General features: G+C 59.1%; 17 protein-coding genes. 11 read left to right on the top strand and 6 right to left on the bottom strand.

Annotated elements, in window-relative coordinates; genetic code table 11:
- Window positions 1-190 precede the first annotated feature (190 nt).
- Window positions 191-1297, bottom strand: coding sequence for a hypothetical protein (locus G6R15_RS05115; protein ID WP_164658685.1), 1107 nt, complete (start codon window positions 1295-1297; stop codon window positions 191-193).
- A gap of 172 nt (window positions 1298-1469) precedes the next feature.
- On the opposite strand from G6R15_RS05115, the gene G6R15_RS05110 reads away from it, so the two are divergent.
- Window positions 1470-2051 (top strand): carboxymuconolactone decarboxylase family protein, encoded by a 582-nt coding sequence (locus G6R15_RS05110; RefSeq protein WP_164658684.1) that lies wholly within the window; start codon window positions 1470-1472, stop codon window positions 2049-2051.
- A 14-nt stretch (window positions 2052-2065) separates the two neighbouring features.
- On the opposite strand, the gene G6R15_RS05105 is transcribed toward G6R15_RS05110, so the two are convergent.
- Window positions 2066-3292, bottom strand: a complete 1227-nt coding sequence (locus G6R15_RS05105; RefSeq protein WP_164658683.1) for a cytochrome P450 — start codon at window positions 3290-3292, stop codon at window positions 2066-2068.
- A gap of 462 nt (window positions 3293-3754) precedes the next feature.
- Between G6R15_RS05105 and G6R15_RS05100 the strand changes: the two genes are divergently transcribed.
- Window positions 3755-4087 (top strand): TfoX/Sxy family DNA transformation protein, encoded by a 333-nt coding sequence (locus tag G6R15_RS05100; RefSeq protein WP_164658682.1) that lies wholly within the window; start codon window positions 3755-3757, stop codon window positions 4085-4087.
- A gap of 30 nt (window positions 4088-4117) precedes the next feature.
- Here the strand turns inward: G6R15_RS05100 and ndk are convergent, their stop codons facing one another.
- On the bottom strand, window positions 4118-4540 hold the full coding sequence (gene ndk / locus G6R15_RS05095) for a nucleoside-diphosphate kinase (RefSeq protein WP_164658681.1): 423 nt from the start codon (window positions 4538-4540) through the stop codon (window positions 4118-4120).
- A gap of 111 nt (window positions 4541-4651) precedes the next feature.
- The gene (locus G6R15_RS05090; protein WP_164658680.1) at window positions 4652-5854 is read right to left on the bottom strand and encodes a multidrug effflux MFS transporter; all 1203 of its coding nucleotides are present in this window, start codon (window positions 5852-5854) and stop codon (window positions 4652-4654) included.
- Window positions 5855-5970: 116 nt separating this feature from the next.
- Between G6R15_RS05090 and G6R15_RS05085 the strand changes: the two genes are divergently transcribed.
- The 4 genes from G6R15_RS05085 to G6R15_RS05070 are packed head-to-tail and all read left to right on the top strand — an operon-like array spanning window position 5971 to window position 9460.
- Entirely contained in the window at window positions 5971-7833 is a 1863-nt protein-coding gene (locus tag G6R15_RS05085; protein ID WP_164658679.1) for an ABC-F family ATP-binding cassette domain-containing protein, read from the top strand.
- Entirely contained in the window at window positions 7830-8222 is a 393-nt protein-coding gene (locus G6R15_RS05080; protein ID WP_164658678.1) for an ACT domain-containing protein, read from the top strand. The genes G6R15_RS05085 and G6R15_RS05080 overlap by 4 nt, the downstream gene beginning before the upstream one ends.
- Window positions 8219-8839, top strand: a complete 621-nt coding sequence (locus G6R15_RS05075) for a MarC family protein (protein ID WP_164658677.1) — start codon at window positions 8219-8221, stop codon at window positions 8837-8839. Before G6R15_RS05080 ends, G6R15_RS05075 begins: the two co-directional genes overlap by 4 nt.
- 33 nt (window positions 8840-8872) lie before the next feature.
- Window positions 8873-9460: a TIGR02281 family clan AA aspartic protease gene (locus tag G6R15_RS05070; protein ID WP_164658676.1), complete on the top strand. Its 588-nt coding sequence runs from the start codon at window positions 8873-8875 to the stop codon at window positions 9458-9460.
- Window positions 9461-9597: 137 nt separating this feature from the next.
- Here G6R15_RS05070 and G6R15_RS05065 read toward each other — a convergent pair whose 3' ends face one another.
- On the bottom strand, window positions 9598-10056 hold the full coding sequence (locus tag G6R15_RS05065) for a DNA polymerase III subunit chi (protein ID WP_164658675.1): 459 nt from the start codon (window positions 10054-10056) through the stop codon (window positions 9598-9600).
- A 5-nt stretch (window positions 10057-10061) separates the two neighbouring features.
- Complete coding sequence (locus G6R15_RS05060) at window positions 10062-11528, bottom strand: leucyl aminopeptidase (protein WP_164658674.1); 1467 nt, start codon at window positions 11526-11528, stop codon at window positions 10062-10064.
- Window positions 11529-11662: 134 nt separating this feature from the next.
- On the opposite strand from G6R15_RS05060, the gene lptF reads away from it, so the two are divergent.
- From lptF to pdxA, 5 genes are read left to right on the top strand one after another with little or no spacing between them, the layout of a single operon-like run.
- Window positions 11663-12799, top strand: a complete 1137-nt coding sequence (lptF, locus tag G6R15_RS05055; RefSeq protein ID WP_164658673.1) for an LPS export ABC transporter permease LptF — start codon at window positions 11663-11665, stop codon at window positions 12797-12799.
- The gene (gene lptG, locus G6R15_RS05050; protein ID WP_164658672.1) at window positions 12796-13893 is read left to right on the top strand and encodes an LPS export ABC transporter permease LptG; all 1098 of its coding nucleotides are present in this window, start codon (window positions 12796-12798) and stop codon (window positions 13891-13893) included. Before lptF ends, lptG begins: the two co-directional genes overlap by 4 nt.
- On the top strand, window positions 13893-16058 hold the full coding sequence (locus G6R15_RS05045) for an LPS-assembly protein LptD (protein ID WP_164658671.1): 2166 nt from the start codon (window positions 13893-13895) through the stop codon (window positions 16056-16058). The genes lptG and G6R15_RS05045 overlap by 1 nt, the downstream gene beginning before the upstream one ends.
- A 59-nt stretch (window positions 16059-16117) precedes the next feature.
- Window positions 16118-17305 carry a peptidylprolyl isomerase gene (locus tag G6R15_RS05040; protein ID WP_240336662.1) on the top strand — a complete coding sequence of 396 codons (1188 nt, stop codon included), beginning with the start codon at window positions 16118-16120 and terminating at the stop codon, window positions 17303-17305.
- Entirely contained in the window at window positions 17302-18270 is a 969-nt protein-coding gene (pdxA, locus tag G6R15_RS05035) for a 4-hydroxythreonine-4-phosphate dehydrogenase PdxA (protein ID WP_164658669.1), read from the top strand. Before G6R15_RS05040 ends, pdxA begins: the two co-directional genes overlap by 4 nt.
- The last annotated feature ends 50 nt before the right edge of the window (window positions 18271-18320 follow it).

Raw genomic sequence — 18320 nt, 5'->3', positions numbered from 1 at the left:
GACCGAAAGAGTGCACAGGTGCCCTTTGCAACGGCAGCTTTGGGCAGAAGAGACGCCGTAAGCGGGACTGCGCCGCGCGCCGCGCGGCGCCACGCCCAAGGCCGTTAGCGGTGCCGACGAAGTCGGGATCGCTCGGGTGCGGGAGCCCTTCGGGAAGTGATAAAGGCACTGACGGGGGTTCGAAACCTGATCAGGCCCAAGTGCCGGACAATGTCTCTTCTGGGCATTGCCCAACGTTGCGAGAAGGCTCGTCGAAGATGCGTGCGATGTCGGGATGCTTGTTAAGTATATCGGGCACACCTGTCACCAGATTCGCGTCGAACCTGCCCCCATTCCAAACCGCGACCCCATCCAGACAGATCGTCGGGTCCAATACATTCAGCGAAATCTCACCCGGCGCATAGCTGCCACAGGTGTGGAAATGCAGCAGACGCGGATTGCCAAAAGCAGCCCCACTCCAGCGGGCGAAATTCTCGGCAACGGGGCGGCGATAATTGCAACCTGGATGGATGCCAGCATGCCACGAATGGATGACCCAAGGGTCAATCCCATAGCGCGCCGACACGCGATCATAATGCTGCCGCGCAGTTGAGACATCCGAATCGTCCCCATCCAGCGCCGTAATCCGGCCCTGGTGCACGGTAAAGGTCACCGGTGTTTCCAACGCGCAGGCGTAGGGTTCATAGAACCGTGATCCAGTCCCGACGAGGAACCCATGTTGCACAACCTGTCCGCTGAAATTCCCCGCAGGCACTGGTGCAAATACAGACATTGGAAAGCGTGTCACTGCAACATCCGAAATCTGGGTCGGAAACTTGGCCCCGTCGCCGCGAAAGTCCGTGCCCAGAGGGCAGGTCACGTGAATGTCCTCGGCCCGCGCCACCATGCGGTTGACCGCATTCTTGATGGCTACAAAACCGTGATAGTGCCCCTGCCCGAACCCGGACGCCAGCATGCCCGCGTCCAGCGCGTAGCTCATGATCGGGCAAATCCCCGCCATATCGGCATTGAACCGAATCTGATCACCGAAACGGGCCAGAAACAACGAGCGCGTAGCCGCCTTCATCTGCGTCACCAGCGTCTCATCAGGAACAGCTCCATCGGGGCTGACAGGCACCTCTTGCGTCGCGACCTCGATACCCAAGGTCCGGGCGCGATCAAGAACGGCGTCCAGAATATCATTGTGGTAGTAGGTCTCTTCCGCCCCCTCATGCAGCACAAGCAAGCGGTCCCCCGGCACCAGCCCCGCGCAGGTCAGTAGCAGATTATCCGCACCCTTTTGCAGATCAGTGTTCATATCCAAAATCCCGATTGGCAACCGGGGCAAGCCCCGTCGGCTGACCTCACATCTACGTGAGTCGAAAATTTCGCGCCAGAAAAATATTTCCTCTCAGTAGAAATTTCCACTGACCAGTCGGCGCGCACATGAGTTAAGCTGTTTCCAAATTATCCATTTTACGGAGACCGAGATGAGCGCATGGATTCGCATGATCGACGACACCGAGGCCGAAGGGCGGCTCAAAGAACTGCTGGACAAGGCCCGCACACCCCACGGCACTGTGGACACCGTGATGCGCGTGCATTCCCTGCGGCCCGAGACGATGAACGGTCACGTCACGCTCTATCGGTCAGTCCTGCATTCTGATGACAACACGCTGCCGTTCTGGTTTCTCGAGGTGATCGCCAGCTACACTTCGATCCTGAACGACTGCACCTATTCGCTAACACATCACTTCATGAACGTGCGTAACCTGCTGCGCGACCAACCCCGAAGCGACCGGATCTTTCTGGCTTTGAAAGCGCACCGCCCCGAGGATGAGTTTGAGGGCAAAGAGCTTGCCCTGCTGCGTTATGCAGGCAAGCTGACGACAGATGTGGGCAAAATGATAAAGTCCGATTTTGAGGCGCTCAAGATCGCGGGCGCCAGCGACGAAGAGGTTTTGGAGGTCAACCAGGTCTGCGCCTATTTCAACTACTCCAACCGGCTGCTGAATGGGCTGGGCGCTACGACAGAGAATGACGTGATAGGGTATTACAAGGGCGACGGTTGAGCACGGCTTGCCCGTCAGTTCATCTGGGCGGGCAAGGCTGCGTAGCCTCTAAACCGGATGCGACCACTTGATATGCGTCCGGGTTGAACCCGATAATTAGGGAAACGCTCTAGCAGCCGACCAATGGCGATCCGCCCCTCCATCCGGGCCAACGTCAGGCCGACGCAGACATGCGGGCCACCGGCAAAGGCCAGATGCCGGTTCGGTTTTCGCGCGATATCAAACCGCGTTGGGTCGTCAAATACCGTCGGGTCCCGATTGGCTGCTCCTATACATAGGTGTAGATTTGTACCTGCGGGAACGATGGCACCGTCCAGTTCGATCTCCACCGTGGTTTCACGGTTGCCCAACTGGTTGGGTGACCGGACACGCAGGATCTCTTCGATGGCAGGGTTCAGAAGCGCAGGATCATCCCGCAACCGCCTACGTTGCTCTGGATGGTCGTCGAGAAGTGCCAGGCCATTGCCTATCAGGTTCGTGGTGGTCTCGTGTCCCGCGTTCAGAATGAAGATGCAGTTCTGCAATAGCTCGATTTCGGATAGCTGCTCGTCTGGGCCTTCTCCGTTGATCAGGCGGGTCAAAACATCTGTTTCCACGTCTCCCGGCGTGGCCCGCCTTCGGGCCACGAGGTCTTCGAGATAGGACTTGAAGTCCTCAACGGCTTTGTGCCCAGTCATCAGTTGTTCGTCGGTCAATGTGGGTTCCAGCGCCCCAAGAATCGCAAGGGACCAATCACGGAGAGGGCCACGTTCCTCCATCGGGACGTCCAGCAAGTTGCCGATGATCTGGATCGGGATGGTCGAGGCGAAATCCTCGATCAAATCCATCTGGCTCTTGTCGGCCAAGGCGTCCAGCAAATGATCTACCGTGGCGATCAGGCCCGGTTCCATCTTTGCGATGGCACGCGGGGTCAGGGCCGAAGTCATGATTTTGCGCACGCGGGTGTGCAGAGGCGGGTCAGAAAAAACCAGCGACGTTGTGTGATGCTCGAACAGGGGCGAGCCAACGCCGAACTTGGGACCAAACGCCGCCTTTTTGTCCGAAGAATAGAGGGTGGTGTCGCGATAGATCCGGTCAAGGTCAGCGTGGCGGCTGAGCAGAATGGAACCATCCGCTTGAGGCAGAACCGGTGCGTGGGCGAGCAGCGCATCGTAAAACGGGAACGGATCGTCCAGAAACCCAAACGGCGGGTTCATCAGGTCCAACGAGGCCACAGCCTCGGGCGGCAAGATTTTGGTCATCAATCCTCTCCTTCTCTTGATGTCATGCATAGGACAGGAAATTAACCGACCGCAAGGTCAGGAAAGTCGCAGGCCGAGAATTTCACTTCTGCAGTGCTTCACATCACCCAAGCGCTCCCGCCCGTCGTCGATGTTTCTGACGAAACACCTCCTCCCGTTGGGCCGGGCCTCGCTTCGCTCGGCGGGTGGCACTATGTGTCGACCAACCTGATTGGACGCACAGGTGCGCCTTGCAAAGGCGGCTTTTGACGGAAAAACGCTCCACGCGGAACCGCGCCCAAGGCCGTTCGTGGTGCTGACGCAGTCAGGATCGCGCGGGTGCGGGAGCCCCCCGTCCTTTTCGCGAGATTTCATCGACCTAACCAAAGCATACCTGGTAATGTGGCCCGGGTTGGATGGCTTTTCCGTTTGGGGTGTGCTTTTTACACACCTCACTCGCCGACCAATCCACAGGACACGCCCATGTCAGACCCTGTCTCTTCGATCCGCAATCTTGGCCCGGCCTACGAAGAAAGCTGTACGCGCGCGGGAATCAAATCAGCGCAGGATCTTCGAGATCTGGGCGCGGATGAGGCCTATGGTCTCCTGCTACGCTCAGGCAACAAGCCCCATTTCATCGGCTATTATGTGCTGGTGATGGCACTGCAAGGCCGCCCATGGAACGATTGCAAAGGCGAAGAGAAAAAGGCCCTGCGCAAGCGGTTTGACACGATTGTGGCCGCGTCCTACGACAAGGGCCGCTCCGATTTCGAAGCGGCCCTTGATGCGATCGGTGTGATCGAAAAGCGCAGCTAGCCGGATCTCCCGGCTGCTACCTATCGAGGTTTAGCCAACCAGCTCGAGACCCGAGAAGAAGTAGGCGATCTCAACAGCCGCGGTTTCGGGAGCATCCGAACCGTGGACCGAGTTTTCGCCAACCGATTCAGCGAACTCAGCGCGGATGGTGCCAGCAGCTGCGTCTGCGGGGTTGGTGGCGCCCATGACTTCGCGGTTCTTTGCAATCGCGCCTTCGCCTTCGAGAACCTGAGCGACGATTGGAGCCGACGCCATGAATTCGCACAGCTCGCCGTAGAAGGGGCGCTCTTTGTGCACAGCGTAGAACTCACCCGCCTGTGCCATGGTCAGGTGGATGCGCTTCTGTGCGACAACGCGCAGGCCTGCCTCTTCGAACTTGGCGTTGATTGCGCCGGTCAGGTTGCGGCGGGTTGCATCGGGTTTGATGATCGAAAACGTGCGTTCCAGTGCCATGGTGGCCTCTCCTTGTTCTGGCGCGGTTGCGCCGAAATATGCTGCGCGCCGCGTAACACGGTCTGCGACGCAAGAAAAGTGCCTTGATGGGGATATGTCGGCTTTCTGACCTCAGGCGGTATCCGGCAGCGGTTCAACCCGGTCAACCCAGCGAACATAGAGCACCGACACCAGTCCCAGACCGCTGGCGATCATCATCATCGTCAGCACCAGAAAGGGTGCATTTTCCTCGGTGACGAATCCGCCCGTTGCCACGGTAAGAGCGGCCCCAAAGGCAACGGTCATAGCCCCAGAAAGCCCCGAGGCACTGCCCGCCAGTTTGGGGCGCACTGACATCAAACCAACAGTTGCATTGGCCACCGTCAGCCCGTTACCAAAGCCCACAAAGATCGCAGACCCAAAGAACACCCAGACCGACCCCGCCCCGCTGATGAACAACAGCAACCCGATCAACGGACCTACCGTGGCCACAATCCGCCCGATCAGGATCATCGTGGTCAATTGGGTGTGCGCAGCCAGTCGACCGGTGACAAAGTTGCCAACCATGAATCCTCCGGTGATGATGCCGATCCCCAGGCCCAGCATCGCAGGACTCAGATCGAACCAGGCCGCCGCGACCAGCGGTGCACCGGTGATAAAGGCATAAAACCCGCCAATGGAAAACGCCGCACATAGCGCATAGCCCCAAAACCGGCGCGAGGCGAAAAGCTGTGGGTACTGCCGAAATTGCGCGCCCAAGGTTGCTGACGGCTCAGCGTTGGTTTCACCCAGATCGCTCCATAAAAGCACCAGCATACCCAACCCCATGACCGCATAGAGCAGGAACCCTGACCGCCAGCCGAACGCCATGTCCAGCGCGCCGCCCAGCATAGGCCCCAGCATCGGCGCCAGTGCCATGGTCATGGTGACATAGCCCAGCTTGCTCGCGGCCTCATTCGGGGGATGCATGTCCCGGATTGTCGCGCGCGAAATCACTTGCCCCGCGATCACGGCCCCTTGCAGCATACGCCAGCCTAAAAAGACCCAGACGTTTTCGGCCAACACACACCCGACCGAGGCCACCACAAAGATCATCATCGAAATCAGCATCAAGGGCCGACGCCCGTACCGATCCGACAACGGTCCCATTATCAGTTGCAAGACACCAGAGACGATCAGATAACCTGCGATCGACAGGTTGATGACCGCATAGTCAGTCTCAAAATCCACCGCCATCTGCGTCAGCGACGGCAGGAACATGTTCAGCGAAACCACCGCCAGAGCCGATGCAAGGATCAGCGTCACGATGTGCGGAGGGCTTTGAGCGGGTCGCATTGCTGGGGCTTTCCGGTTGTGGTTCACCGAGGGCTATCACCCTGAGACTGGGCTGACCACCCTGCCCGCCGACTTACCCGCTAGCGGCGTCTTCAACCCTCTGTTATGAGCGGCCTATGTTACGGATTCAGGATATCGTCTACGCGGTCGAGGGCCGCCCTCTGTTTGAGGGTGCCAGCGCCACCATTCCCGATGGCCACAAGGTGGGCCTGGTGGGTCGAAACGGCACCGGCAAGACGACGCTCTTTCGTCTGATCCGGGGTGAACTGGCGTTGGAATCGGGCGATATCGCCCTGCCCAAACGCGCTCGCATTGGCGGCATCGCGCAAGAAGCCCCATCCAGTGATGTGTCGTTGGTCGACACGGTTCTGGCCGCCGACATAGAGCGGACCGAGCTGATGGCCGAATCTGAGACCGCCCAGGACCCCACCCGCATCGCCGAAATCCAGACCCGGCTGGTCGACATCGACGCCTGGTCTGCCGAGGCGCGGGCGTCGTCCATCCTCAAAGGTCTTGGCTTTGACGACGAAGACCAGAAACGCCCCTGCTCGGACTTTTCGGGGGGGTGGCGGATGCGCGTCGCTTTGGCGGCGGTGTTGTTTTCACAGCCCGATCTGCTGCTGCTTGACGAGCCGACCAACTATCTCGACCTCGAAGGGGCGCTGTGGCTGGAAAGCTATCTGGCGAAATACCCCCACACGGTGATCATCATCAGCCACGACCGGGGCCTGCTGAACCGGGCCGTGGGGTCAATTCTGCATCTCGAAGATCGCAAGCTGACATTCTATCAAGGCCCCTACGATCAATTTGCCCGCCAGCGCGCCGAAAGACTGGCGCAGGCCGATGCGATGTCCAAGAAACAGGATGCACGTCGTGCGCATCTGCAATCTTATGTGGATCGCTTCCGGTACAAGGCGGATAAGGCAAAACAGGCGCAATCGCGACTGAAGGCTTTGGCGCGCATGCAGCCCATCACCAGCCCTCAAGAGGCCGCGCTGCGCAGTTTCACCTTCCCCAATCCCGAGGAACTGTCGCCGCCCATCATCAACCTAGAAGGTGGTGTCACCGGCTATGGCGAGGTCGAGGTGCTAGGCAAGCTGAACCTGCGCATCGATCAGGACGACCGGATCGCCCTGCTTGGCAAGAACGGTCAAGGCAAATCAACCCTGTCGAAACTGCTGTCCGATCGCTTGCCGCTGATGGCTGGCAAAATGACCAAATCGTCAAAACTGCGCATCGGCTTCTTTGCCCAACATCAGGTTGACGAGCTGTATGTGGATGAAACTCCGCTGGAACATTTGCGCCGTCTGCGTCCGGCTGAAACGCCTGCAAGATGGCGATCCAGACTGGCCGGGTTCGGATTGAATGCCGATCAGGCAACCACAACGGTCGGTCGCTTGTCTGGCGGGCAAAAGGCGCGGCTTAGTCTGCTGATCGCCACCATCGACGCGCCGCACATGCTGATCCTCGACGAACCGACCAACCACCTGGACATCGAAAGCCGCGAAGCACTGGTCGAGGCACTGACACAGTATTCCGGCGCCGTGATCCTTGTGACTCACGACATGCATCTGCTCAGTCTGGTGGCAGACCATCTGTGGCTGGTGTCAGACGGCACGGTCAAACCCTTTGACGATGATCTCGAGGCCTATCGCTCGCTGTTGCTGGCCCGCGATAAGCCCAAGTCCAAAGCCAAGACCAAGGCCGCCCCCGCCAAACCCAAGCGCCCATCCCGCGATGCAATGCTTGTCCTGCGCGCCGAGGTGCGCAAATGCGAAGAACGCCTCGAAAAGCTGACGGACATGCACGACAAGCTGTCAGTCAAACTGGCCGATCCCACGCTTTATGACGACAGCAAGGCCAGCGACCTAGAGGTTTGGAACCGCAAATTCGCCGAAGTGGTGGACGCGATGGAGCGCGCCGAAACGCTTTGGGTTGCCGCGCAAGACAAGCTCGACTTAGCAGAGACGGCACGATGACGACACCCGTCAAGGAAACCGCGGCAATGATCGCCGGGATGGAGCCCGTTCTGGTTGAAGGCTCGTTTGCCTTTGTTCCTTGGCCCAAGGGTAAAGCGTGGCCTGCAGGAACCCGTGCGAGCTGCGTTGAAGATGAAGGACTGTCCCTGATCGTCCCAGTCGAAGCCGCACCAAAAGATGCGGTGGCGATGCGCTGCATTACGTTGCGGGTTCATTCCTCGCTCGAAGGGGTCGGGTTGACGGCGGCCGTGTCTGCGGGATTGGCCGCAGCAGACATTCCGGCCAATGTGGTCGCAGGCTACCACCACGATCATGTCTATCTGCCTCGTGACAAAGCAGACCTGGCGATGAAAATCTTGCGCAGGCTGCAGCAAGAGGCTGCCAAATGATCGACATGGCGTTTCTGATCACTGCGTTCACCACGCTCTTTGTGGTCATCGATCCGCCAGGTCAGGCACCGATCTTCATGGCGCTGACTCAAGACATGGACACCCGCACCCGCCGCGGTATTGCCATCCGCGCCTGCCTGACAGCCGCTGGAATCCTGGCCATGTTCGCAGCCTTTGGCGAGGCCGTCCTTGGATTTGTCGGCATCTCCATGCCAGCCTTCCGCGTTGCGGGTGGTGTGCTGCTGTTCCTGACGGCGATGGATATGCTGTTCGAACGCCGCACCAAACGCCGCGAAGACCGCGCCGAAGAAGAAGAACGCGCTGACCCGTCCGTCTTCCCTCTGGGCATCCCGCTGATCGCAGGTCCCGGCTCGATTGCCACCATGATCCTGCTGGCCGGGCAGCATCCTGGCATGACAGGGCTTGCAATGGTGATCGCTGTGATGCTGGCCGTCATGGCCGTTGTTCTGGCACTGTATCTGGTGTCCGGCCCACTCGCACGGCTTTTGGGCAAAACTGGGCTGAATGTGGTGACACGCCTTTTGGGCATGCTTCTGGCGGCCCTGTCGGTGCAATTTATCCTGAGCGGCCTCAAGGACTTTGGCTTTGCGGGATGAGCCCCCATATTCAGAAACAACCAAGGACTGGACATGGAATTCGACGCCGACAACTTTGCACGACTGGGATATCTGGGCCTGCTTGGCGCGGCTGTTCTGATGTGGTTTGTTACGCAGAATCGTGCCTCTCTGGGCAAGACACTGCAGCAGGCGCTGATCTGGATCTTCATCTTCATGGGCGTGATTGCGGTGGTTGGGCTGTGGGATGACATCCGCAGCACGACGGCGCCATCTGGCCGCATGACCATCACCGAAAACAGCATCGTCGTCCCCCGAGCGCACGACGGACACTATTACCTGCAGCTTCTGGTGAACGGAAAATCGGTGGACTTCCTTGTCGATACCGGAGCCAGCCAGATCGTCCTAAGCCAGCAGGATGCTACCCGTATCGGAATAGATGTAAACGATCTCAACTACTTCGGCCGCGCCCTTACTGCAAATGGAGAGGTTCGCACCGCCCCCACCGAACTCGACACGGTGCTGCTGGGGCCGTTCGAAGATCGCGATCTGACAGCTTGGGTCAACGAAGGTGATATGGATCAGTCCCTTTTGGGGATGGAGTATCTGCAGCGGTTCTCGACACTGCAGATCAGCCCGCAATCTCTGACTCTCGCGCGCTGACGTCCTGTCTCACTCCAAATCCAACGCTTGCTTTCTGCGGTGGCGCGCCGAGCCGAAGGCGAGGCGCCCGGCCCAACTAAGCAAGGGCCCGTCAGGGCATGCAGCGAGGGCGGGAGCCCCCCTTTTGCCAAGAACACTCAGGCCTCAGCCATCTTTTCCCACCGCCCCGATTCCTCGGACCAGTATTGCGCTTTGCAGCCTGCGCCTGTCAGGGACTTCCACTGAACACGGGCACGCTGAACGGCTTCCGGGTCGGTGCCGTCAAACAGGATACAGACGCGATCCAACGCCTCGACCTCTTCGGGCGACACCTGCGCGCCATCGACCGCCATCACACAAGACGCCCCATTGGGTGCATCCGCGACGGTCGTTAGCAGGATTGGCTGCAGCGCGTCATGCGCCCCGCCTGCCAGCCCATGTGGCAGGAACCCATCGTCAGGTCCCTGCCACAATTTTTCATCCAGCCATTCCAATCGCCCAGAATCGGCGCCACGAACCGCGATTTTCCACCCGGCCTGTCGCGCCTTGCCCAGCAGGACAGGCAAAGTCACGTCCAACGGGTTCCGTGTCAGATGATAGAAATAGGCCGCACCCATCGGATTTACTCAAAATTGTCCTGCACCAAACGGCATAACGCCATCACACCCCAACCGGTTGCACCCTTAGGGGCATAGTCGGTGTCGGACTTGACCGAAGCGACGCCTGCGATGTCCAAGTGAATCCAGGGCATGTCATCCTTGACAAACCGCTGCAGGAACTGCGCCGCCGTGATCGAACCCGCCGGGCGACCGCCGACGTTCTTCATATCTGCGATCCGCGATTTAAGCTGATCGTCATACGCCTGACCAAGCGGCATCCGCCACGCGCCTTCATTCTCGTTACCTGCGGCCTTGAGGAACGCATCGCAAAGCGCGTCGTTGTTCGAGAAAACGCCCGCGTTTTCATGCCCCAAGCCGATGATGATGGCACCCGTCAGGGTGGCCAAGTCGATCATGCCCGCAGGCTTGAACCGCTCCTGCGCATACCACATCACGTCACATAGAACCAAACGACCTTCGGCGTCGGTGTTGATGATCTCGACCGTGTCGCCCTTCATCGATTTGACCACATCACCCGGACGGGTGGCATTGCCCGACGGCATGTTTTCCACCAGCCCGACCAGCCCCACAACATTGGCCTTGGCCTTGCGCAAAGCTAGCGCGCGCATGGTGCCCGCGACGACGCCCGCGCCGCCCATGTCCATGGTCATGTCTTCCATGCCGCCGGCCGGTTTCAACGAGATGCCACCGGTGTCGAACACCACGCCCTTGCCCACCAGAGCCAACGGTGCATCGCCTTGTTCGCCACCGTTCCACTGCATGACGACAACCTTGGACGGGCTGTCCGAGCCCTGCCCAACGCTGAGCAGCGTGCGCATGCCCAGTTCGGCCAGTTTGTCCTCGTCCAGTACTTCGACCTCAAGGCCAATCGCCTCCATCTCTTTCAGACGGTCAGCGAATTCAGTGGTAGTCAGTACGTTGGCCGGTTCATTCACCAGATCGCGGGTCATGTGCACGCCCTCAGCCACAGCGCGCAGAGGCGCATAGGCGGCTTCAACCTCTTCGTGTTTGGTATGCGCGATGGTTACTGCGCCAGCCGGATCGGCATCCGTCGACTTGTGAGCGTCAAAGCCATAAGCCCGCATCGAGAACCCCATAGCCACCTCTTGCGCGCGCACCTGGCTACCTGCCATCAACGTCAAAGCAGTAGTTCCCGCCGATTTGGCCAAAGCCGCCCCCGCCTTGCGCGCCTGCGTCGCGTCCGCACGGCGCGGCAAAATCAGTACATCCAAAGCCTCGGCAGCCATGCCCGCAGGCCAAGCCAACGTGATCACCTGCCCCGGCTTGGCCTTTTCAAAGCGCTCGCTTTCCACCAGACGGGCCACCGCCCCCTTGGTCAGGCGATTGGCACGGCGCACGGCCGGGTCCATCTTGCCCTCGGGCGGGATGATGATGGCAACGCGCCCTTCGGTTGTGGCGATGGTGTCCAGGTCGACGGGCTGAAAACGGATATCGGTCAGGCTGCTCATTTGGGCTCCTCTCAACATGTGGTTAGGCAACAGGTAGCCTGCCCACTGCATCTTGACCAGATAGCAGTTTTCCCCGGCCACCGAATCCATTAGAGTTGCCGGAAAATAACTTGGCAGGCTCCGGGGGGATCGCAGTGTCACGATACGACAGATACGTCCTGTCGCAATTTCTGCTGTTCTTCGGCTTTTTTGCACTGATTCTTGTTGCCGTGTTCTGGATCAACCGGGCCGTGGTCCTGTTCGACAAGCTGATCGGCGACGGGCAGTCGGCGTTCGTGTTTCTGGAATTCACCGCACTCACCCTGCCCAACCTGATCCGCATGGTGCTGCCGATGGCGGCTTTTGCAGCCTCGGTCTATGTCACCAACCGGCTGAACAACGACAGCGAGCTGACGGTGATGCAGGCCACAGGGTCCAGTCCTTGGCGGCTGGCGCGGCCTGCGCTGATCTTTGGTCTGATTTCTGCTGCTATGATGAGCATGCTGACCCACGTGCTGTTGCCCGCCTCGATCAACCAGCTGGCCGTGCGCGAGGCCGAAGTGGCGCGCAATGTCACCGCTCGGCTGCTGAGCGAGGGCAGTTTTTTACACCCAGCCCCTGGCGTGACCTTCTACATTCGTCAGATCGACGCGGATGGAACATTAAACGATGTGTTCCTGTCAGATCGGCGCGACCCCGAACAAACAGTCATCTACACCGGCGCGCGGGCCTTTCTGGTGCGCAATGGCGAGCAAAGCAACCTGATCATGGTGGATGGTCTGGCGCAGCGGATGGACATGGAAGACAACCGGCTGTCGACCACGGTCTTTGCCGATTTCTCCTATGATATCAGCTCTCTGATCAAGCAAGATACCACGCGCCAACGCAACATCCGCGCCATTCCCACGCTCGAACTGATCCAGGAACCCGGCCAGATAACAGAGGACGAGGGATATACTGCCGGACAACTCGCCGAAGAACTGCATCTGCGTTTTGCTCGGGCGCTGATTTGCGTTGCTGTGACGTTGATCGGCTATTCATCATTGATGCTGGGCGGCTTTTCCCGGTTTGGGGTCTGGCGACAGGCCTTGTTGGCTTTTGTGATGTTGGTCTTCCTAGAAGTTCTTCGGGGTGTCATGTCTGATCCGGTGCTGCAAAACGCAGATTTCTGGCCGCTGATCTACCTGCCAACTCTGGTGGGCATCGCCATCGCCTGCGTGTTCATGCAATTTTCCTCACGCCCGTTGTCGCTGCTGTTCAGGCGCTCTCCCAAGACAGAGGCAGCGCCATGATCCTCGACCGTTATTTTGCCCGGCGCTTCACCCAAAGCTTTCTGGTCATAGGGGCGGTGTTCCTGACGCTGATCCTGCTCATCGACCTGATAGAACAGCTGCGTCGGTTCGAAGGTGTTGATGTCAGCTTTGGCCAGTTGTTTGGCCTGACGCTTCTGAATGCCCCTGCTGCAATCAGTGAAATCCTACCCCTCCTGATGATCCTGTCGACCATCGTGCTGTTTGTGGGCCTGGCCCGCAGTTCCGAGCTGGTGGTGACCCGCGCCATTGGTCGGTCGGGCATTCGGGCATTGGTGGCCCCCGTTTCAGTGGCATTGGTGATTGGCGGACTTGCCGTCACCACGCTGAACCCGATCGTGGCCGCCACCGCCGAACGGTATCAGCGGCTGGCAGACACCTATCGTACCGGCGGGCCATCCGTCCTGTCGCTCAGCGGCGAAGGGCTGTGGCTGCGCCAAGGCAGTGCCGATGGGCAATCGGTCATTCATGCAACCGGTTTTGGTGGTGACGGCATAACGCTTTTTGGAGTGACGATCATCAGCTATGCCAAGGATGGGGGGCCGACCCAACAGATAATTGCCGACAGCGCGCAGCTGCAGGATGACGTCTGGCTTCTGAGCAAGGTAAAGATTTGGCCACTAACCGGGGGAGTGAACCCCGAATCCAATGCTGAAGAATATGAAACCATCAAACTGCCTACGACCCTCACCCAGGATCGCATCCGCGATAGTCTGGGGCGGCGCGAAAGCATTTCCATCTACGACTTGCCCGCAATGATAACGCAACTGCAACAGGCCGGTTTTTCGACCAAGCAGCACGAGGTCTGGCTGCAAGTCGAATTGGCGCGACCGCTGTTTTTGGTTTCGATGGTTCTGGTGGGGGCTGCATTCACCATGCGCCATGCACGCTTTGGCGGTACCGGTGTTTCGGTGCTAGCGGCTGTATTGCTGGGGTTCTCGCTCTATTTCATTCGCAACTTTGCGCAGATTCTGGGTGAAAACGGGCAGATCCCTGTGGCTCTGGCCGCCTGGGCACCACCAATAGCCGCGATTATGCTGACGCTTGGCCTGTTATTGCACGCGGAGGACGGATAATGCTCCGCCGTCTACCCGGCCTACTGCCCCTGCTGTTGACCAGCGTTGCCCTGTTCGCACCGCTTGGCAGCAACGCCCAAACCGCAACTGGCGATCAAACACAGGAAGAGGTTCAGCCTGCCATCCTAGTGGCGGATTCGGTGTTCATCACCCCGGATCGCCAGATGATCGCCGAAGGCAACGTCGAAGCTTTCCAAGGCGACATGCGCTTGCGAGCTCGCAAGATCACATTTGACCGCGAGAGCGGCAGGCTGACCGTCGAGGGGCCCATTCGCATCGATCAGGGCGGCAAAGCGACTGTGCTGGCCGATGCTGCCGAACTGGACGAAGGCCTTCAGAACGGCCTGCTGTCAGGCGCACGGCTGGTGTTTGACCAGCAGCTGCAACTGGCTGCCTTGCAGATGACGCGCGTTGGCGGACGCTACACGCAACTTTACAAAACCGCCGTAACCTCTTGTCATGTTTGCGAAAACGGCAAACCACCGCTATGGCAGATCCGGGCCAAGAAGGTCACACACGACCAGTTGGAGCAGCAGCTTTATTTTGAAGAGGCACAGTTCCGGGTGCTGGATGTGCCAATCTTCTATTTTCCGGGCATCCGCTTGCCCGACCCTAACCTGAAGCGGGCCACCGGCTTCCTAATCCCATCCGTGCGCACCACCTCTCAGTTGGGGACTGGCCTAAAGGTGCCCTATTTCTTCAAGCTGGGGGATCATGCGGACCTGACAGTGTCGCCTTATGTGTCGTCCAAAACCACCACATTGGACTTGCGGTATCGTCAGGCATTTAAACGCGGCAGGATCGAAATCGAAGGCGCATTTACCCGTGACGACCTGGTTCCCAACGAGGATCGTGGATACGTCTTTGCCTTTGGTCAGTTTGCCCTCAAGAACGACTTTAAGCTGGAGTTCGACGTGCAAACAGCGTCGGACAACGCTTATCTAGCAGACTATGGCCTGCCCGACCTCGACCGTCTGCGGAGTGAAATATCGCTCAACCGTATCAAGCGCGATAGCGCCCTGCGTATCGGCTACATCCATTATGAAACACTGCGGGACAGTGAGCGCGAAGACGAGATCCCCTCGGAAATCGTTGATATCAATTACCAAAAGCGGTTCTTTCCTTCTCTGGTCGGGGGGGAAGTTCGCCTAAGCTTTGACGGGCATGCGCACCAGAGAACATCCAACGTCGACATGGTGGGGCGCGATGTTGGCCGGGCAACGGCAGACGTGGAATGGATGCGCAGTTGGACCTTTTCGCAAGGCCTGCGCGCCGATTGGCGGATGGGTGCTTCGGCCGATGGGTTCAACACCTACAACGATACCAGCTTTCAATCCCGAGCAACCGTCACCACGCCACGCGCAGCTTTGACTCTGCGCTATCCCATGACCCGTGCCATGGGCGACGGATCCACACATTTCCTGGAGCCAATTGCTCAGTTCAGTTGGTCCAAAGTGTCTGGTCCAACAGTTCCCAACGACGAAAGCGGATTTGTCGAATTCGACCAGGGCAACCTTCTGGAACTGTCACGTTTTCCCGCACCTGATCGGCGCGAGGATGGGCCGTCAGCCGTTGTGGGTCTGAATTGGGCGCGCTATGCTCCGGCTGGATGGCAGGCCTCTGCTACCTTGGGACAGGTGTTCCGCGAAACTGCTGATCCGGACTTCTCAAAAACCTCAGGTTTGAGCGGCACATCATCCGACATACTGTTGGCTGGCCAAGTTAAACTGGACCGCGGCTTGGCATTGACCGCGCGTGGCCTGCTTAACAATTCGCTCAACTTCTCTAAGGCCGAATTGCGAGGCCATTGGTCGAGCGACCGCACGGCGATCGCCGGTTCCTATCTTTGGCTAGGTCGCGACCCGGCCGAAAACCGCACTCTGGCGGTGTCCGAATTCTGGTTTGACGGCGACTACAAGGTCAACCCCAATTGGACGGCCTCGGCCAACCTGCGATATGACATCGAAGACAGCCGTGCCACACGGGCTGGTGTCGGGCTGGTCTATCAAAATGAATGCGTAACGGTTAACCTCACGCTCAACAGGCGCTATACCTCTTCGACAAGTGTTGAACCGTCGACTGATTTCGGCTTTAGCATTGCGTTGAACGGGTTCGCGGTAGCGAGCGGTAATAAAGAATACAGGCGATCATGCAGAAAATCCTGACCCCCCTGATGGGCCCACTGAGCAGAGCTCTTCGTCTTTGGTCCAAACCGGTTTGCCTAATGGCCACGGTCGGCGTGCTGGGCCTGGCTCCGGTTCAGGCATCGTCACAAAACCTGTTTGCCCCGGCGATCCGGGTCAACCAAGAGGTCATCACCGGCTTTGAGTTGCAACAGCGCGAGTTGTTTCTTGAGGTTCTGCGTTTTCCGGGTAACCCTACCGAAGTGGCCCGCAAAGGTCTGATCGAAGATCGGCTGCGCCAGCAGGTCATGAATGAGGTGGGGTTCGAAGTTCCGCCAGAAGATGTGCAGCAGGGCATTGATCAGTTTGCCTCGCAGGGTAACTTGTCACCTGACGAGTTTCTTCAAGCCCTGGGCCAAGCAGGCGTTTCCGAAGAAACCGTCCGAGATTTTATCACGGTGCAGTTGGCCTGGCGTGACTACGTTTCGGCCCGGTTCTTGTCGCGGGCCCGCCCCACAGAAGCCGAGATTGATCGCGCCCTGGGTCGTGGCGGTGGCGGCGGCATCCGGGTGCTCTTGTCCGAGGTGATCATTCCCGTGACCCCGCAAACTGTGGATCAGGTGGATGAGGTTGCGCAACAGATTGCCTCGCTCAAATCCTATGACGACTTTTCGCAAGCGGCGGCGCAGTTTTCCGCGTCTGACACCCGCAACAACGGCGGGCGGATGAACTGGCTGTCCGTCAGCAGCCTGCCGCCAGCCCTGCAACCTCTTATCCTGGCCTTGAACCCCGGCGAGATTACCGACCCCATCGCTTTGCCCAATGCGGTTGCGCTCTTCCAGATGCGCGGCATCCAAGAGATTGCGACTGGCACACCGCGCTACAGCAGCATCGAATACGCCACCTATTTCCTGTCGGGTGGTCGTTCGGCCGAAACGCTGACCACTGCGGGTCAGATCGCGCGTTACGTCGACAATTGCGATGACCTTTATGGTGTGGCAAAGGGGCAGCCTGAAACCGTGTTGGACCGGGTCACAGCCAAACCGTCGGAAATACCCCAGGACATCGCATTGGAACTGGCCAAGCTGGACCCAGGCGAAACTTCGACCGCGCTGACCCGCAACAACGGCCAGACATTGGTGTTCCTGATGCTGTGCCACCGCACGGCCGATCTGGCCCAGGATGCCAGCCGCGAAGACGTGGCCAATGCGCTTACGCAACAGCGACTGCAATCCTTTGCCGAAAGCCTGTTGGCACAGCTTAAGGCAGACGCGATCATCGCAGAATGATCAGCCCCATCGCGCTCAGCTGCGGCGATCCCTCTGGTATCGGCCCCGAGATCGCCGTTGCGGCTTGGGATCAGCTGCGTCAGGATTGTCCCTTTGTCTGGCTAGGGGACCCGCGCCACTTACCGTCTGGCACAGCATATCAAATCGTCTCCGAACCTGCAGAGGCCTTGCAGGTCACCGCCAAAGCCCTGCCCGTTCTGCCCGTTCCCTTTGCCGCCCCTGCCACAGCAGGCGCGCCCATTGCAGAAAATGCGGCAGGCGTCATTGCCGCCATCGAAACCGGGGTGCAGCTTGTGACATCTGGCAAAGCTTCGGCGTTGTGCACCGCACCGATCCATAAGAAAGCGCTGATTGACGGCGCCGGGTTCGCCTATCCCGGACATACCGAGTTTCTGGCCGCCCTGGCTGGCGTGAATCGTGTCGTCATGATGTTGGCCAGCGAACAACTGCGGGTCGTCCCCGCCACCATCCATATCGCTTTGAGCGACGTGCCCAAAGCTCTGACGCCCGAGCTTCTGCGCGAAACCATTGCTATCACGGCAAGCGGCCTGCGACGCCAATTCGGCATCGCGCATCCCCGCATTGCCGTTGCCGGGATGAACCCGCATGCGGGCGAAGGCGGCGCCATGGGGCATGAAGAAGGCGATTGGATCGCAGCGCTGGTCGAAACTCTGGCTCGGGATGAAACCCTGACTCTAACCGGTCCTCACCCCGCCGATACGTTGTTTCATGCCGCCGCCCGTGCCCGTTACGACGCGGCCGTTTGCATGTACCACGACCAGGCCCTGATCCCGATTAAGACACTCGATTTCGACCGGGGCGTGAATGTGACCTTGGGCTTGCCTTTTGTTCGCACTTCACCTGATCACGGCACGGCCTTTGACATCGCAGGCCGGGGTGTCGCCAATCCTACGTCGCTGATCGAGGCACTGCGAATGGCCCAACGCATGGCCGAGAGTAGCTAGAAATCTGTTTTTCAGTACCGAGAGTCATGAAACCTCTGGCCTTTCCCCCA

Origin of the sequence: Tropicibacter sp. Alg240-R139 (assembly GCF_900537075.1) — a bacterium.
Taxonomy (GTDB): domain Bacteria; phylum Pseudomonadota; class Alphaproteobacteria; order Rhodobacterales; family Rhodobacteraceae; genus Falsiruegeria.
The sequence above is the reverse complement of the archived record's forward strand: the minus strand, read 5'-3'. Positions and strand labels throughout refer to the sequence as shown.

Bases quoted from the DNA above. Each gene is read 5' to 3' on its own strand.
- G6R15_RS05100 (WP_164658682.1), top strand. From the start codon at position 3,755: ATGTCAGACCCTGTCTCTTCGATCCGCAATCTTGGCCCGGCCTACGAA.
- G6R15_RS05080 (WP_164658678.1), top strand. From the start codon at position 7,830: ATGACGACACCCGTCAAGGAAACCGCGGCAATGATCGCCGGGATGGAG.
- G6R15_RS05070 (WP_164658676.1), top strand. From the start codon at position 8,873: ATGGAATTCGACGCCGACAACTTTGCACGACTGGGATATCTGGGCCTG.
- pdxA (WP_164658669.1), top strand. From the start codon at position 17,302: ATGATCAGCCCCATCGCGCTCAGCTGCGGCGATCCCTCTGGTATCGGC.
- ndk (WP_164658681.1), bottom strand. From the start codon at position 4,540: ATGGCACTGGAACGCACGTTTTCGATCATCAAACCCGATGCAACCCGC.
- G6R15_RS05045 (WP_164658671.1), top strand. From the start codon at position 13,893: ATGCTCCGCCGTCTACCCGGCCTACTGCCCCTGCTGTTGACCAGCGTT.
- G6R15_RS05040 (WP_240336662.1), top strand. From the start codon at position 16,118: ATGGCCACGGTCGGCGTGCTGGGCCTGGCTCCGGTTCAGGCATCGTCA.
- G6R15_RS05105 (WP_164658683.1), bottom strand. From the start codon at position 3,292: ATGACCAAAATCTTGCCGCCCGAGGCTGTGGCCTCGTTGGACCTGATG.
- G6R15_RS05075 (WP_164658677.1), top strand. From the start codon at position 8,219: ATGATCGACATGGCGTTTCTGATCACTGCGTTCACCACGCTCTTTGTG.
- lptG (WP_164658672.1), top strand. From the start codon at position 12,796: ATGATCCTCGACCGTTATTTTGCCCGGCGCTTCACCCAAAGCTTTCTG.
- G6R15_RS05060 (WP_164658674.1), bottom strand. From the start codon at position 11,528: ATGAGCAGCCTGACCGATATCCGTTTTCAGCCCGTCGACCTGGACACC.
- G6R15_RS05085 (WP_164658679.1), top strand. From the start codon at position 5,971: ATGTTACGGATTCAGGATATCGTCTACGCGGTCGAGGGCCGCCCTCTG.
- G6R15_RS05115 (WP_164658685.1), bottom strand. From the start codon at position 1,297: ATGAACACTGATCTGCAAAAGGGTGCGGATAATCTGCTACTGACCTGC.
- G6R15_RS05090 (WP_164658680.1), bottom strand. From the start codon at position 5,854: ATGCGACCCGCTCAAAGCCCTCCGCACATCGTGACGCTGATCCTTGCA.
- G6R15_RS05065 (WP_164658675.1), bottom strand. From the start codon at position 10,056: ATGGGTGCGGCCTATTTCTATCATCTGACACGGAACCCGTTGGACGTG.
- G6R15_RS05110 (WP_164658684.1), top strand. From the start codon at position 1,470: ATGAGCGCATGGATTCGCATGATCGACGACACCGAGGCCGAAGGGCGG.